Below are 12,674 nucleotides of genomic sequence, written 5' to 3'. Positions count from 1 at the left end.
GAGGTACGGCTGCCGTTTTTTTTTGTGTGCGTAGAACTGTAGGCACAGACAGAAGTCGTATTTTGTAAGTCTTGTTTTGAGTGTGTCTGCCAAATGTGTTAAGCTGGATACACCATTATTCGAGAGGGTTATTCATATGAAACGTAAATTCGGAGACCGGGCCAACTGGCGCCGGATTACGCGCCGCCATTTTGCCTGCCGCTATGTGGAAACCCGGGAATTCAGCGGTTATATCACACTTTATACTATTTACGGGCTGAAGGAACCTCTGTGGAAGAGCTACGGCAGACATACATACCGTATCGCGGACAAAGGCTATTCATGGCTGCAGTATTTTCCCAAGGATAGCCATTATATTGTAACGGCCATGTTTGATGAACGGCAGAATATTGTACAATGGTACATAGACACCTGCAAGGTTCAGGGGGTTACGGATCAAGGTGTCCCCTGGTTTGATGATTTGTATCTGGATGTTGTAGTACTGTGGAACGGTGAGGTATTTTTGCTCGATGAGGATGAGCTTGAGGAAGCACTGGAGCGGGAAGATATTACGGACAGTGACTATAATCTGGCCTGGGCAACAGCCAAGAGTATTCTGCGCAGCATAGACGCACACGCCTTTCCTTATTTTGCTCTTTCTCTGAAGCACCGTGCCGAATTGTTTCACCACGGAGAATTCAGGAGGAAATAGAAATGGAATGGTATGTATACCAAAAAGGCTCATCTCCCATCCGCAAGGTATCCCGGAGAGGGCGTTCAAGACCGAAGCGCAACCTGCTGATCGCCTGTTTTATCTTGGTGGTTGCAGGTTTACTTTGGTGCGCGGCTGTATTTAATATTATTAATAATGCGGAGACAACTACGCCGATGACGAAGGCGGATGCCGGCATTATCCTGGGGATGTCCATGTGGGGAGATGAACCCAGTCCGGGTCTCAAGGAGCGTCTGGATTATGGACTGAAGCTGTACAATGAAGGGATGTTCAGCCGCATTATCGTTTCTGGAGGTCTGGATAAGGCAGATTATCAATATACCGAGGGTCAAGGAATGCGGAATTACCTGGTGGCGCATGGTGTACCTGATGACGCGATTCTGATGGAGAATGAATCTACCAGCACCTACGAGAATCTGAAATTCAGCCAAAAGATTATGCAGCAGGAGGGAATGAAGTCAGCTGTAATCATTACCCATACCTTTCATGGACAGCGGGCATTGGAGATGGCTAGGAAATTCGGCTATGCCTCGCCGCAGCTGGGTCTGACAGAATCTCAAACCATGTCCATGCTGAAATATAAGACCCGGGAAATTCTGGCATATACCAAATGGAAAATGCAGCAGCTGTCCATGTAATGAACATGGCAAGCATAAATATCCCGAAACTGCTAATAAGACCTCAATAGGCGGAATAGACTTGAGTTAGAGCAAGTCAGCCCTGGATAATGAGGTGAACAAGGTGAACGGACGCGTAGCAGCGGCAAGCGGACGGGAGGAAGGCAGACCGTCACGCCAGATTAATATTGTGCTGCGGAATCAAGAGCCACCTGCGGTAAACATTGCGGCAGGTGAACACAGCAGCGGGGCTGTGCCCACCAAAAATCACGGCCATAGCGGATTATTCCAGGAATTAAGCCGGGAACTTGATGCCCTTGTCGGCCTGGATAATATCAAGGAACTTGTATTTGAAATCTACGCGCTCCTGCAAGTCGCACAGATGCGCAGCGAGGCGGGGCTGGCCAGTGGCGGTCAGGCGTATCATATGGTTTTTAAGGGGAACCCCGGAACCGGTAAAACAACCGTGGCAAGAATCGTAGCTAAGCTGTTTCAGCGAATGGGCGTATTGAGCAAAGGGCACCTTATCGAAGTAGAACGTGCGGATCTGGTAGGTGAATACATTGGACATACCGCACAAAAAACACGGGATCTGGTGAAAAAGGCGCTTGGTGGCATTCTGTTTATCGATGAAGCCTACAGCCTTGCCCGGGGTGGAGATAAGGATTTTGGCAAGGAAGCGATAGATACACTTGTTAAATCTATGGAAGATCACCGCAGCCAATTTGTGCTTATTCTGGCCGGGTATTCCGGTGAGATCGATTATTTCCTTATGAGCAACCCAGGCTTGCCTTCTCGTTTTCCGATTCAGGTAGAGTTTCCCGACTATACGATCGATCAGCTGCTGCAGATTGCCGAGCTGATGGCCAAAGAGCGGGACTATATTTTAATGCCGCAGGCTATACTCAAACTAAAGCAGCATTTGCTGATTGAGAAGACGGAAAGTCTTCATGCTTTCAGCAATGCCCGCTATGTACGTAATTCCATTGAGAAGGCCGTACGGTCGCAAGCGGTGCGACTGCTAAATCAATATGAGAGCAACAGCCCCGGCAAGCAGGAGCTAATGACGCTGCGGACGGAGGATTTCAAGCTGTAGGCCGCAGATGTTGAGTAAAGCACAGATAATGAAAGATAAATCCCAAGAGCTAAAAGGATAAGGAGTACTACATTCATGGCAATAACACATGATACACAAACGGATGTTCAGGACCGGGCCATTCTGGTCAGTCTGGTCACAGACAAAATCAAACGCACGGGCATCGATCCTGAGCTTTCACTGCAAGAATTGGTTCAACTGGCTGAGACTGCCGGGGTGGAGGTGCTGGATGTACTCCGCCAGAACAAGGAAACTCCCGATTCGAAATGGTTTATCGGCAAAGGCAAGGTAGAAGAGCTGCGGATGGCGGCAGACGGCCTGGGAGCTAATACGGCAATTTTTGACCAGGAGCTGTCCGGAGCCCAGGTCCGCAACCTTGAAGAAGCTCTGGATCTAAAAATCATTGACCGTACGCAGCTGATTTTGGATATTTTTGCCGGGAGAGCTAAGACGCGGGAAGGCATCATCCAGGTGGAGCTGGCACAGCTCTCCTATCTGCTGCCCCGTCTGTCAGGTCACGGCAAGAATTTGTCCAGGCTTGGCGGCGGAATCGGCACCAGAGGTCCAGGGGAGAGCAAGCTGGAGACAGACCGCCGTCATATCCGGGACCGGATCACGGAACTGAAGCGCCAGCTGGATGATGTCGTCAAGACGCGTGAGCTGCACCGTGAACGCCGCCGCAAGAGCGGTGCTGTTCAGGTAGCGCTGGTCGGCTATACCAATGCCGGCAAATCTACACTGCTGAAGCAGCTGACGGATGCTGATGTTTATATTGAGAATCAGCTGTTCGCTACACTGGATCCGACTTCACGTGTCCTGCAGCTTCCTGTGGGCAAAGAAGTCGTACTCACTGACACGGTAGGGTTCATTCAGAACCTGCCGCATGATTTGGTGGCCTCCTTCCGGGCAACTCTGGAAGAAGTAAATGAAGCCAATCTGGTGCTCCATGTAGTAGATGCTTCTTCTCCGATGCGTGAGGAGCAAATGGAGGTTGTGGATTCAATTCTCCAGGATCTCGGAGCTGCCGGCAAACCAAGGGTCGTTCTGTTTAATAAAAGCGATCTCTGCCAGCCGGAACAGCTGGAGATGCTGCCGTCGGGCCAAGGCTATCTGAAGATCAGTGCGTTTAATGCTGAGGATCTGACCCGTGTAACCGGACTGATCGCCGATGAACTGGCTGGTGATACGCTTGTTTTCCGGATTCCCGGAGATCGCGGGGACCTGTCTTCACTGCTGTACCGGGTCGGAGAGGTGCTGGAAACCAATTACGAAGAGAATGATGTGCTTTACAGCGTCCGCTTGAACAAAGAGGATTATGAAAAGTGGGGATACAAGCTTGCTGAGTTTGTTGTACAGTAACTGTACATGTTAAGTAAATGTAATGTTGGGAGAGAATAAGGGGAAATGGCTGTTTTTGCAGAGGATATTTTACAGGCGGCAGAGGCCGCTGAGCTTGAGATTGAGGGTGCGGTTAAAGCGCTCGACAAGATAGTGGATCACAATCAGTGGAAGGTGATTGAGGCGTTCCAGCGCCAGCAGGTCAGCGACTTCCATTTTGCGGGGTCAACCGGATACGCCTATAATGACCGGGGCCGTGAGGTCCTGGATCTGGTGTATGCCGATATCTTTGGCGCAGAAAGCGCACTGGTACGCCCGCATTTCGCTTCCGGGACACATACCATCTCCACGGCACTCTTTGGAGTTCTGCGTCCAGGAGATGAGCTGTTGTATATCACAGGACGCCCCTATGACACGCTGCATAAAGTAGTGGGCAAGCCGGGTGACGGAACAGGCTCATTAGCCGATTTTGGGATCGGCTACAAAGAGACTGCGCTTACCTCTGACGGAAAAATTGACTGGGATGAAGTAGCGCTGTCCATTAATGACCAGACAAAAGTCATCGGGATTCAAAGATCCCGCGGTTATGACTGGCGTTCTTCCTTTACTGTTGCTGAAATCGGAGAAATGGTGACCAAAGTAAAAGCTTTGAAGCCTGAGCTTATTGTTTTTGTAGACAATTGCTATGGTGAATTCACCGAAATGCTGGAACCGCCGCAGGTCGGGGCTGATCTTGTTGCCGGCTCGCTGATCAAAAACCCCGGCGGCGGGATTGCAGAGACCGGCGGCTATATTTGCGGGCGCAGCGACCTTGTAGAACTGGCAGCCTACCGGCTGACCGCACCGGGCATCGGCGGTGAAGTTGGTGCGATGCTCGGGACGACCCGTGGTCTTTACCAGGGGCTGTTCATGGCGCCGCATACCGTTGGACAGGCTGTGAAGGGCAGTATCTTTGCTGCTGCAGTGTTCCAGCGCTGCGGGTTTACAACTAAGCCAGCCTGGAACGAGCCGCGTACCGATCTGATCCAGGCAGTCGCTTTTGACGGTCCGGAGCATCTTATAGCCTTCGTGCAAGGTATTCAGCGTGCCGCGGCAGTTGACAGCCATGTCGTTCCTGAAGCATGGGATATGCCTGGCTATGAGCATCCTGTCATTATGGCGGCAGGAACGTTCATCCAGGGCGGAAGCTTGGAGTTATCTGCGGATGCACCCATCCGGGCGCCGTATATCGGCTATATGCAGGGCGGGTTAACCTATTCCCATGTGAAATTCGGCGTGTTAATGGCACTGCAATGTATGCGGGAGCGCAAACTCTTATAGCAAGTCATTTTTTCATATGGGAAAATATGTTATAATATCAGTAAGAATGGAGCTGATAATTATGACAGCACTTATAAGTATTGGCATTTTGCTACTAACTGTTCTCCCTATGGCTTGGTATTATGCTGCTCTGGGCAAGCGGATTTCCGCTGAGGAGAAAAAAGCCGGAAGAGACCTTACGAATGAGATTAATCCTTTTACAGGCGGAAGATAATACTTAATAACCCTGCTTATTGAAGCAGGGTTATTTTTTTTCAAACAGGCGGTACGCTTATTTTATAATTCCGCCGTCTTTTTGCTTCGGGATTGTCCGATGTGATATACTGCGGTAGACTTCATCCTTTGTAGCTTACACCCAGTTCACCTGCTGTTTCGCAGTAATCTACTAATGTTGTAAAGAAAACTAACATACCATTGACACGCCAAATTAAGAAATGTACAATGAGATGAGAAAAAGATCATTGGAAGGTTGGATGAGTCATGGGTGATGAAATCCGCAGAAATATGGCATTATTTCCTATAGGAATCGTAATGAAGTTAACCGATTTATCTGCTAGACAAATTCGTTATTATGAGCAACACAGCCTGATTGTGCCCGCGCGCACTTCCGGCAACCAGCGTTTGTTCTCATTTAATGATGTAGAGCGCCTATTGGAGATCAAAGCATTAATTGAGAAAGGTGTTAATATTGCCGGCATTAAGCAGGTAATGAACCCTGTCTCGAAGGAATCCGAAGAAGCTACGGTAATTACCCCTGATACAGAGGTTAGACGTAGAGAGTTGTCTGATTCACAGCTTCACCGTTTGCTTAAGCAGGAACTGGTTTCGGGTAAAAGACCGGGACAAGTATCTCTTATTCAAGGCGAGCTATCCCGGTTTTTTAATAAATAAACAACTAAAGAGAGTTGAAAGGGAGAGGGTAAAGTGAGCTTTTCTAAAGAGGATATTATCCGCATCGCCAAGGAAGAAAACGTCCGTTTTATTCGCCTGCAATTTACCGACCTGCTCGGAACGATCAAAAACGTTGAGATTCCTGTAAGCCAGCTTGAAAAAGCGCTCGACAATAAAATGATGTTCGATGGATCGTCCATTGAAGGTTATGTACGTATTGAGGAATCTGACATGTATCTTTATCCGGACCTCAGCACATGGGTGATTTTCCCTTGGGTGACGGACAGCCGGGTTGCACGTCTGATTTGTGATGTGTACATGCCTGACGGAACACCATTTGCCGGCGATCCGCGCGGTATTCTCAAACGTTGTCTCAAGGAAGCAGAAGAGATGGGATACACTGCTATGAATGTTGGACCTGAACCGGAATTCTTCCTGTTCAGAACCGATGAGAAGGGTAATCCTACTACAGAATTGAATGACCAGGGTGGATATTTCGATTTGGCGCCGATGGATCTTGGGGAGAACTGCCGCCGCGAAATCGTATTGACACTTGAAGAAATGGGCTTTGAAATTGAAGCTTCTCACCACGAAGTGGCTTCCGGCCAGCATGAAATTGACTTCAAATATGCTGATGCGATCAAAGCCGCTGACCAAATTCAAACCTTTAAGCTCGTCGTGAAGACGGTTGCCCGTCAGCATGGCCTGCATGCTACTTTTATGCCTAAACCTCTGTTTGGTATGAACGGATCCGGGATGCACGCTCACCAATCCTTGTTCAAAGGCAATGAGAACATGTTCTATGATGAAAGTGATACGCTCGGCCTGAGCAAAACTGCAAGGTACTACATGGCAGGTATCCTGAAGCACGCACGTGCTTTTGCTGCCATCACGAATCCTACAGTAAACTCTTACAAACGTCTGGTTCCTGGATATGAAGCTCCTTGCTACGTAGCCTGGTCTGCGAGCAACCGCAGCCCGATGATCCGTATTCCGGCTTCCAGAGGACTCAGTACACGTATTGAAGTCCGCAATCCGGACCCTGCAGCTAACCCGTATCTTGCACTTGCTGTAATGTTGAAGGCAGGTCTTGACGGAATCAAGCGGCAACTTGATCTTCCGGCTCCGATCGACCGTAACATCTACGTGATGTCTGAGGAAGAACGGATTGAAGAAGGCATTCCAAGCCTGCCGTCCGATCTGAAAGAAGCACTGAACGAAATGATCCGCAGCCATGTTATCACTGAAGCCCTTGGTGAACATGCTTTGGCTCACTTCTATGAACTGAAGGAAATCGAATGGGACATCTATCGTACCCAGGTTCACGAGTGGGAAAGAGCTCAATACATGACTCTTTACTAGGATGTAAGCAACCCCTGACGCCTCTGGCGCCGGGGGTTTTTCTTTGTGTGGGCGTAGGGGGTGTTTTGGGGCCTTAATAAGACGGTGCCCACAAATTGCCCACAAAATTGTTAGGGCTATTCGAGGATGGATTTTATATGTGCTTCATATTTTTCCATGCTCCTTACTTCGATTTTTATGGATATGTGGGAGTAAACATCAGAAGCGATCTTCACGCTGCCATGTCCTAAGCGTTCTTGAATAAATTTCATATCATTTCCTGCTTCAAGAATAAATACGAGGGATAATGCATTGAGAGATACATTTAGCGGATACAACACTCCGACTCCGGAAGACTTTCAGAAATTATGGAGCAATTGTCTTTTTGTATTTGATGCAAACACACTGATTAACCTTTATAGATTTACCAAAAGATCACGTGATCTTATGGTAAGTGTTATGAAGAAAGCTGAAGGTAAAATATGGATAACTCATCAAGTTGCACTTGAGTATCACAGGAATTTATTGGACGAGATACATAATCAACAATACATAATGTGGAAAATGAATTATATTGGGGTTATACGGAATAACTGATACCCTTACTACAGTTCGGTGGGGCAGTTTATCTTAAGGAGTGTAACGATGAAAAAAACCTTAAGAGCCTTTGGTGTCCACTTTAGTGCGGCAGCTATTCTTCTAGGCATATCTTTATTAACTAATGATAATGATGGTGGGGATCAGAGACAATCATTAATCATGGCAATGATGGGTGGGGCACTATTATCAATTGGGGGATATTACTATTTGAAAAACAGAAAATGGATTGTGATGATGATCATAGGAGTTATTGTACTAGGAATAGCTCTGTTAACATTCTTTTTTAGTGAATGAATTATTTTGAGTAATGTATACAAAGTATTTAAACAGATGCGGAATTTTATTGCTGCTGCGTTAATCCAGAAACGGGTTACCATATCTGAGACCTCTGGGGATCTTGCCGGCTGCACAGTTGATTATGGTGGACCATTACGGAAATTTAGCTGGGATAGTATAAAGATAGCCGATGCTTATTATCGTCGTGGAGAGTTTGAGTTTTGAATGGTTATACTAGGTAGGTGTATATTTTATTTTCGCTAGTGAAATTAGAACTAAATTCAATTTTAAAATTATTCAAAATAATACAAAACTTATCAATTTTAGCTATGTACATTATTCCATATAAAGGAATTATATGGTAATAATTGAAAAAAAGGCCGCTTTTTCGATAATATATTACTAACGAAATGCTTTATGTCGAAGAAATTGTACCAACTTTTATTCTCGATAATTCTACTCTTTTCATTGGCATCACCTGTATTTGCAGAAGATGTGAGCCAAGAATATTCAGTTAATAGTGAGTCCTTTAAAAAAGCAAACCAGGAATATAATGAATCGAAGATAGCTGTTTTTGAAGAAGAAGTTGAATCTATAAAATCTAAAATAGAGGAATTTCCTGATGATGTTCTTTTACAAGAAGCTTACCAATATCTAGGGTCCTCTCCAGAACTGTCTGAGAATAGCTCTATAGGTTACTATGACGTTAATGTCGTGCTTTTCAACGAGGCCGGAAACACGATATCTCTTGAGGATTATGTTAATGAAAAAGTAGTTGAAAAAAGTAAGTAGTTTAGGGTTGGTTCAAACAGCTGCTAATGGTGGAATTATGTTTACAAATTATGTTACTGGAGAACTCAATAGCAGAGAAGTTCAGCATATAATTGAGTACACAGCTAATTAAGGTGACAAGCCTGATAAAGTATCAGTTACAAATTCATTATTTTTTGCTACTTCAAAAGGTGGGGCATATACAACAGCAAAAACCGCACAAAATAGCTCGATGAAAGCTGGAGATAAATTAGTTGCAAGTATAAGAGTTATAATTAAATATTAGAAAAAAAGGGGGGGTTCTGCAACATTACTGACACTGGGGGAATAGCCGGATCTTACTTCAATCAAACTGTACCTAATTTGTATAATAATACAGCTATGCCTTATTATGAATATGTTGATAGTTTTTCTGGGAAAACTAATATTGAACCATATTTTACAACTTGGACACCTGTATCTAATCCAGTAACCTGGACTAATACCGATAGAGGGACCTATATTTCTTGGTACATTAGCACTTATGGGAATCCGGGTTGTAATTGGGAAGACTACGATATTCATCATATTAAATCGAGAGAATATGGTGGTCAAAATATAAACTCTAACCTTATGCCTGTTCCACGATTAGTTCATCAACTTTTAATTACGGCATGGTGGGCGAGTTACAATAAAGGATGAGTAATATTGGATAAGCTATTAAGTAACTTAAATTCTTTAAAGAGTATATTAGATGGAAATCGCATATTGCAATATAATGCAAACGGTATTATATATCAAACGGAATGTATCTTTAACCCACCGGTTTCTTTGGAGGAGATAGAAAGTTACGCCTCACAAAACGGCTGGTTGTTTCCTGAACAATACAAGCAGTTTTTACAGTTTTCAAATGGTGCATTTCTGTTTAAAGATCAGTATGGTTCGGGAGTAGAATTCTTCAGCTTATCAAAAATTGCTGAGTGCCACTTCGATTTCATCCCTGATCATTGGATTCCAATCGCTTATTATATAGGAGACTTTTTTCTCATAGACTCTAGTAAGGTTAAAGAAAATAAGGGTTACTTATTGTTTCAAAATCACGAGCAAGGGTTCGAAACCCCAACGATTAGATTCAACATTGATTTTGCCACATGGATTGAAAGATTGATTATTACTAGAGCTAACGCGTTTTGGAATTGGAATAACTAAACAAAACCCGCCAGTTTTTTGGTGGGTTTTGTTTGTGTAATAATTTGAACCTGATTTATTATGAAATTCTGTTTCGAGTTTACCAGGAGCGATTTGAACTGACACGCGATGTAATGAGGACGGAAATTAGCCTGCGATTAACCCAATATTACTCGGAACTCGGGGAAGTACTTAAATATCACATTAAGTAATAAAGCCCCCAGCCAGTGATTATATTAGCGGGGTATTGAAGTCTATAACTCAAACTCTTCCCAGCCTGGCGACAGCGGCTCCGCAATGTCCACAAGAGCCCCGATTTGGTATGGGCCGCCCCAAACGTTTCAACGGCCGATACCTTACCTGTATTACCCTTATGATAACCACTAATGATCCTCACTGGCAGCCCCGGCTCTAACTCTCCCCATTTCATAGCGTCTGTGCCCTCCCAGTCAGCTCAAGGACTTCTTCTCTTATCCGCAGTTCATTGAACCAATCTGTGTTCTGCGTGGAATCTGCCAAATTTGATCGCTGCCGCAGCTTATGAGTGTCCCAGCAGTAACGAGAATTAATTTGGAAGCACTGTATCAGCTCTGGGCCGTGTTCGATTGTAAGCTTGCCTGACTTGTAAAGATGGTAGGGCGACAGAGAACGTATTGACATTGCAGCAAAGGCAGTGGGCATGAGTCGCAATGCGTTCATACTCGAAGCGATTGAAGAAAAAATATATCGTTCAAATGAAGAGCCGTCACAGGAGTAACCCTGGACGGCCCTTTTTATCAATTGTTAATTTACAAATCAGTAGTGCCCACAAAATACAAAATGCTCACATAAAATAGAAGGAACACCTTGCATTAAAAAAGTAATTTGTTTAAAACCCTGAATTAACAAGTTATTAAGTAATGTTCAGATCATTATACACGACCCAGGTCATAAACCGTACCCAGGTTTACGAGTGGGAAAGGGTGATAGCACTTTTTTTCTAATGAATGTAGCGGCAATACATAGAAAGATATTGTGATATATGGTAAATTAATAGCGGCTAGGCATTGATTGGATTATATAACGAGAGGCGCGGGATAAATGAGTAAAAGCCCATTTGACCAATTTCCACAAATTGAATCCGCAGCAATTACATTAAGGAAAATAACTGATTCAGATCTCGACGAGCTGTTTGAAATCTATAGCAATGAGAGGTTGTTCGTGCACTCTCCAGTAATGCTCAAGAAAAATAAAGAGACAGTGGCCAATATGATAGGACATTTTGAAAGAGATTTTCTTAAGAAGAAGACGATTTTCCTGGGAATCTGCCTGAACAAAGAGCCAGAACGTATTGTTGGCGTGGCAGAAATATTTGATTATGTTCAGGATGTAAATATGATCACCATAGGCTACAGGCTTGACGATAGATTTTGGGGTCAGGGGATTGCCACAGAAGCAGTTCAGGCGATGACGGAATATTTGTTTAAGGAGTTAGGGATCAACCGTATTCAAGCCTTTGTAATGCCGGAGAATAGTAAATCCCAGAAGGTACTGCTGAGGAATTATTTTAGAAAAGAAGGAACGATCCGGCAAGGTCAGCTCTGGAAAGGACATGGCGTTGTGGATTTAGATGTATTCTCACGGCTGGATGGTGATGAGATAAAATATTAACTTAACGAAGCAGCGTGCGCTTTTTTGACCATAATTTAACCCACAGCCTTAGCTCGTCGTCCCGGAAAAACTTGATCCCGACCAGCTTTAGAGGAGTCCATATTTCTTTAAAATAATAACTGGGCATAGAGAAATCCTCCTGATAATTTTTATTGTATTATAATCTTTTATGCATTATTTCCAACTTCAGATAGAATTGTTGCAGTTTATAAAGATTCCTAATAATAGATATATGCTTTAGCAGCATGATTCTACTTTGTTATGTCACTTAAATTGGAAAAATTGAGCCAATACAGTTTGATTATTGTTATGTGGAATGGTAAGCTAGGCTGATAGTAAGGCATTCCACAGAGAGCTGCGGAGTGCCTTGCTGTTCGTTTAGAAGGATTTTACATTAAATGTTAGCCAAGGGGTGATGGGCCATGTGCATTTCGTCGCTTTTAAATATAGGGATTCCCATATGATCTTGATGCGGTTTATTGAATGCAATTAAAGGAGGATATTATGATACAGGTAAAAGAATTTGTGGACGGGGATAATTTTTATGCGGAGAACAAGGCGAATGAATTCCTCAAAGGGCTACGGGATGAGCAGGTAGTTAACATCTGTTATGGTTCAGTTGTCAAATCTTCGCGTGATGGTGCAGAGCACCAGCGGAGCACAATATTGGTGGTATACAAGTCAGATGAAAAATAACTACTGGAAGCATTTTTTTACTTGGTTGTCGTTCGCCTCATCCTTGACCATCGTGGTTTTGATTCTTTTCTATGCTATAGGTTGAATGCGGTTTATTGTTTGCGGAGTAAATTCCGGAACAGATAAAATAAGGCATTATCAGAGGGCTCCATTAACGGGGAAGCTCATGGTAATGCCTTTTTGTATACATGGGTTAGAA

The 12,674-nt window shown here is 44.4% G+C and carries 16 protein-coding genes; 15 read left to right on the top strand and 1 reads right to left on the bottom strand.

Going from position 1 to position 12,674, the window contains the following annotated elements:
- Positions 1 to 136 precede the first annotated feature (136 nt).
- The 13 genes from L6H70_RS05295 (at position 137) to L6H70_RS28960 (ending at position 10,341) form a co-directional block, all read left to right on the top strand.
- Positions 137 to 691 (top strand): ribonuclease FAU-1 family protein, encoded by a 555-nt coding sequence (locus L6H70_RS05295; protein ID WP_206100414.1) that lies wholly within the window; start codon positions 137 to 139, stop codon positions 689 to 691.
- A gap of 2 nt (positions 692 to 693) precedes the next feature.
- On the top strand, positions 694 to 1,350 hold the full coding sequence (locus L6H70_RS05290; RefSeq protein ID WP_236330533.1) for a YdcF family protein: 657 nt from the start codon (positions 694 to 696) through the stop codon (positions 1,348 to 1,350).
- A gap of 103 nt (positions 1,351 to 1,453) precedes the next feature.
- The gene (locus L6H70_RS05285) at positions 1,454 to 2,425 is read left to right on the top strand and encodes an AAA family ATPase (protein WP_206100412.1); all 972 of its coding nucleotides are present in this window, start codon (positions 1,454 to 1,456) and stop codon (positions 2,423 to 2,425) included.
- 75 nt (positions 2,426 to 2,500) lie between these two features.
- Positions 2,501 to 3,784, top strand: a complete 1,284-nt coding sequence (hflX, locus tag L6H70_RS05280; RefSeq protein WP_236330530.1) for a GTPase HflX — start codon at positions 2,501 to 2,503, stop codon at positions 3,782 to 3,784.
- Positions 3,785 to 3,829: 45 nt separating this feature from the next.
- Positions 3,830 to 5,083 (top strand): methionine gamma-lyase family protein, encoded by a 1,254-nt coding sequence (locus L6H70_RS05275; protein ID WP_236330527.1) that lies wholly within the window; start codon positions 3,830 to 3,832, stop codon positions 5,081 to 5,083.
- Between the two features lie 61 nt (positions 5,084 to 5,144).
- The gene (locus L6H70_RS05270; protein WP_236330524.1) at positions 5,145 to 5,297 is read left to right on the top strand and encodes a hypothetical protein; all 153 of its coding nucleotides are present in this window, start codon (positions 5,145 to 5,147) and stop codon (positions 5,295 to 5,297) included.
- 266 nt (positions 5,298 to 5,563) lie between these two features.
- Complete coding sequence (locus L6H70_RS05265; RefSeq protein WP_019910684.1) at positions 5,564 to 5,974, top strand: MerR family transcriptional regulator; 411 nt, start codon at positions 5,564 to 5,566, stop codon at positions 5,972 to 5,974.
- A gap of 33 nt (positions 5,975 to 6,007) precedes the next feature.
- Positions 6,008 to 7,336: a type I glutamate--ammonia ligase gene (gene glnA / locus L6H70_RS05260; RefSeq protein ID WP_236330521.1), complete on the top strand. Its 1,329-nt coding sequence runs from the start codon at positions 6,008 to 6,010 to the stop codon at positions 7,334 to 7,336.
- A gap of 291 nt (positions 7,337 to 7,627) precedes the next feature.
- Positions 7,628 to 7,912 carry a PIN-like domain-containing protein gene (locus L6H70_RS28890; RefSeq protein ID WP_423802772.1) on the top strand — a complete coding sequence of 95 codons (285 nt, stop codon included), beginning with the start codon at positions 7,628 to 7,630 and terminating at the stop codon, positions 7,910 to 7,912.
- A gap of 48 nt (positions 7,913 to 7,960) precedes the next feature.
- Positions 7,961 to 8,209 (top strand): LPXTG cell wall anchor domain-containing protein, encoded by a 249-nt coding sequence (locus tag L6H70_RS05255; protein WP_236330518.1) that lies wholly within the window; start codon positions 7,961 to 7,963, stop codon positions 8,207 to 8,209.
- A gap of 399 nt (positions 8,210 to 8,608) precedes the next feature.
- Complete coding sequence (locus L6H70_RS05250; RefSeq protein WP_236330514.1) at positions 8,609 to 8,983, top strand: hypothetical protein; 375 nt, start codon at positions 8,609 to 8,611, stop codon at positions 8,981 to 8,983.
- A gap of 666 nt (positions 8,984 to 9,649) precedes the next feature.
- The gene (locus L6H70_RS05245; RefSeq protein ID WP_236330511.1) at positions 9,650 to 10,150 is read left to right on the top strand and encodes an SMI1/KNR4 family protein; all 501 of its coding nucleotides are present in this window, start codon (positions 9,650 to 9,652) and stop codon (positions 10,148 to 10,150) included.
- Between the two features lie 32 nt (positions 10,151 to 10,182).
- Complete coding sequence (locus L6H70_RS28960; protein WP_480244182.1) at positions 10,183 to 10,341, top strand: YhjD family protein; 159 nt, start codon at positions 10,183 to 10,185, stop codon at positions 10,339 to 10,341.
- 214 nt (positions 10,342 to 10,555) lie between these two features.
- Here L6H70_RS28960 and L6H70_RS28885 read toward each other — a convergent pair whose 3' ends face one another.
- The gene (locus tag L6H70_RS28885; protein WP_423802771.1) at positions 10,556 to 10,789 is read right to left on the bottom strand and encodes a DUF7667 family protein; all 234 of its coding nucleotides are present in this window, start codon (positions 10,787 to 10,789) and stop codon (positions 10,556 to 10,558) included.
- Positions 10,790 to 11,209: 420 nt separating this feature from the next.
- On the opposite strand from L6H70_RS28885, the gene L6H70_RS05240 reads away from it, so the two are divergent.
- Together L6H70_RS05240 and L6H70_RS05235 are read left to right on the top strand one after the other, a co-directional pair.
- Positions 11,210 to 11,779 carry a GNAT family N-acetyltransferase gene (locus tag L6H70_RS05240; RefSeq protein WP_236330508.1) on the top strand — a complete coding sequence of 190 codons (570 nt, stop codon included), beginning with the start codon at positions 11,210 to 11,212 and terminating at the stop codon, positions 11,777 to 11,779.
- A gap of 504 nt (positions 11,780 to 12,283) precedes the next feature.
- Complete coding sequence (locus tag L6H70_RS05235; protein ID WP_236330505.1) at positions 12,284 to 12,475, top strand: sporulation protein Cse60; 192 nt, start codon at positions 12,284 to 12,286, stop codon at positions 12,473 to 12,475.
- Positions 12,476 to 12,674 lie beyond the last annotated feature (199 nt).

Source organism: Paenibacillus auburnensis (assembly GCF_927798115.1).
GTDB classification, from domain to species: domain Bacteria; phylum Bacillota; class Bacilli; order Paenibacillales; family Paenibacillaceae; genus Paenibacillus_AQ; species Paenibacillus_AQ auburnensis.
The sequence above is the reverse complement of the archived record's forward strand: the minus strand, read 5'-3'. Positions and strand labels throughout refer to the sequence as shown.

What these genes read in the sequence shown, in the direction of transcription:
- L6H70_RS05290 (WP_236330533.1), top strand. Translation starts at nt 694, where the DNA reads ATGGAATGGTATGTATACCAAAAAGGCTCATCTCCCATCCGCAAGGTA.
- L6H70_RS05250 (WP_236330514.1), top strand. Translation starts at nt 8,609, where the DNA reads ATGTCGAAGAAATTGTACCAACTTTTATTCTCGATAATTCTACTCTTT.
- L6H70_RS28885 (WP_423802771.1), bottom strand. Translation starts at nt 10,789, where the DNA reads ATGTCAATACGTTCTCTGTCGCCCTACCATCTTTACAAGTCAGGCAAG.
- L6H70_RS05265 (WP_019910684.1), top strand. Translation starts at nt 5,564, where the DNA reads ATGGGTGATGAAATCCGCAGAAATATGGCATTATTTCCTATAGGAATC.
- L6H70_RS05270 (WP_236330524.1), top strand. Translation starts at nt 5,145, where the DNA reads ATGACAGCACTTATAAGTATTGGCATTTTGCTACTAACTGTTCTCCCT.
- L6H70_RS05295 (WP_206100414.1), top strand. Translation starts at nt 137, where the DNA reads ATGAAACGTAAATTCGGAGACCGGGCCAACTGGCGCCGGATTACGCGC.
- L6H70_RS05235 (WP_236330505.1), top strand. Translation starts at nt 12,284, where the DNA reads ATGATACAGGTAAAAGAATTTGTGGACGGGGATAATTTTTATGCGGAG.
- L6H70_RS05275 (WP_236330527.1), top strand. Translation starts at nt 3,830, where the DNA reads ATGGCTGTTTTTGCAGAGGATATTTTACAGGCGGCAGAGGCCGCTGAG.
- L6H70_RS05240 (WP_236330508.1), top strand. Translation starts at nt 11,210, where the DNA reads ATGAGTAAAAGCCCATTTGACCAATTTCCACAAATTGAATCCGCAGCA.
- L6H70_RS05255 (WP_236330518.1), top strand. Translation starts at nt 7,961, where the DNA reads ATGAAAAAAACCTTAAGAGCCTTTGGTGTCCACTTTAGTGCGGCAGCT.
- hflX (WP_236330530.1), top strand. Translation starts at nt 2,501, where the DNA reads ATGGCAATAACACATGATACACAAACGGATGTTCAGGACCGGGCCATT.